This is a genomic window from Stenotrophomonas pictorum JCM 9942 (assembly GCF_001310775.1).
Lineage (GTDB): Bacteria > Pseudomonadota > Gammaproteobacteria > Xanthomonadales > Xanthomonadaceae > Stenotrophomonas > Stenotrophomonas pictorum.
In genome coordinates, this window is sequence record NZ_BAZI01000495.1 from 1 (window position 1) to 1,648 (window position 1,648).

The following is a 1,648-nucleotide window of genomic DNA, read 5'->3' on the forward strand; positions in this document are numbered from 1 at the left end:
CGGACGGCCCCCTTGGCCGGCGGGGCTCGGCCGATGGGGCCGGCGCCGGCAATCGGCCTGTTTGAGCGGCTTATAGCGCTGAAAACGCGATGCGTATCACGCATTTTCCCCGCTGAAATGGGGAAATCAGGGCCTCCGCGCCGTGCTGCGTGGCGCCCGCCCAAAATGTGAATACGCAAAACCGGCGCCCATTCGGCTTCAGATGCAAACCTGAATGTCAAGAAATAACGTTCAGGATGAGTTTTGGATTCGCCCCCTACCTTGCGCGCACTTCTCGCTCACCCCCAGTCCCGGTGAGCCAGGCGCGGCCCTCCCACATCTGATGGAGAGCCGCCCACGGGGCGGCCCCGATGCCATGGCCGCCTCCCCATAACGCCAAGTCCGACGTGCCGTTCTGCTCCATTCCCGGAGCAGGTTGCCGCGGGCCCATACGGAGCAAGGAGATTTATGAAACTGGCCTGGATTCTCTGGCTGTCGCAGATGTTGCCGCAGCCGGCTGCCGATTCGCTGTGCTTGAGTACCACCGTCTATCTGGAAGCCCGCGACCAGACCCTGCGCGGCCAGCAGGCCGTGGCCGAAGTCGCCCTGCGGCGGCTGGACAGCGGCCTGTGGGGCGACTCGATGTGCCAGGTGGTGACCGCGCGCAAGCAGTTCGCCCCGACCCTGGTCGCCCCCGGCACCCAGCTGCGCAACAACGATGCCTGGGCGGAAGCCGTTGACGTGGCCTTTGCCGCCGAGCGCAACTGGGCACTGCCCGTGGGCGAACGCAAGGAGATCGTGCCCGGCGCCAGCCATTTCGCCGCCCATGCCATCGCCAGCCCGAGCTGGCGCAACGCCTACCAGGTCGCGGTCATCGGCGGCCACACCTTCTATAAGGTGCAGTCGCTCAAGCCCCGCAACTCCTGAGCAGATTGAACGCGTGGCGCACTGTCTGTGCTACGCATGGCCACAAACGGCAGCGCGCTTGTAGCGATAATGCGGAGTCCCATCCCTTCGACAGGATTCCCATGAAGCTCTACACCAAGCCCGGCGCCTGCTCGCTGGCCGACCATATCGCGCTGATCTGGTCCGGCCTGCCGTTTGAAGTCCAGATCGTGGATATGCCGACCATGAAGTCGCCCGAGTTCCTGGCGATGAATCCTTCCGGCGCGGTGCCGGTGCTGGAAGACGGCGGCTGGGTGCTGACCCAGAACGCGGCGATCCTGCACTACATCTGCGACAAGGCGCCGGCCGCCGGCCTGGACGGTGGCAGCGAGCCGCGCACCCGCGCCGAAGTAAACCGCTGGCTGTCCTTCGTCAACGCCGATCTGCACCCGGTGTACTACCCGATCTTCGGTTCGACCCGGTATCTGGAAGACGAGGCGGTGATCGCCCGCACCCAGCAGAACGCGCGCGACAGGCTCAAGGCCCTGTACCAGCGGGTGAACGACCGTCTGGCGCAGGTGGACTGGCTCGGCGGCACGTCGCGTCCGTCCATCGCCGATGCCTACACCTATGTAACGCTGCGCTGGGCGCGCGGGCTGAAGCTCGACCTGGCCGGCATGGATGCGCTGGACCGCTTCGAGCAGCGCATGCAGGCCGATCCGGCGGTGCAGGCCGCCCTGAAGGCCGAAGGTCTGGTCTGACCGGCCGGCGCGCTGCGGACGGC

Annotated in this window: 2 protein-coding genes; both read left to right on the forward strand. The window is 66.3% G+C overall.

What is annotated here, in order from left to right; all coding sequences use genetic code 11:
- The first annotated feature begins 447 nt into the window (after nucleotides 1-447).
- The gene (locus JCM9942_RS15370) at nucleotides 448-906 is read left to right on the forward strand and encodes a cell wall hydrolase (RefSeq protein WP_054660722.1); all 459 of its coding nucleotides are present in this window, start codon (nucleotides 448-450) and stop codon (nucleotides 904-906) included.
- Nucleotides 907-1,007: 101 nt separating this feature from the next.
- Nucleotides 1,008-1,625, forward strand: coding sequence for a glutathione S-transferase family protein (locus tag JCM9942_RS15375; RefSeq protein ID WP_054660724.1), 618 nt, complete (start codon nucleotides 1,008-1,010; stop codon nucleotides 1,623-1,625).
- Nucleotides 1,626-1,648 lie beyond the last annotated feature (23 nt).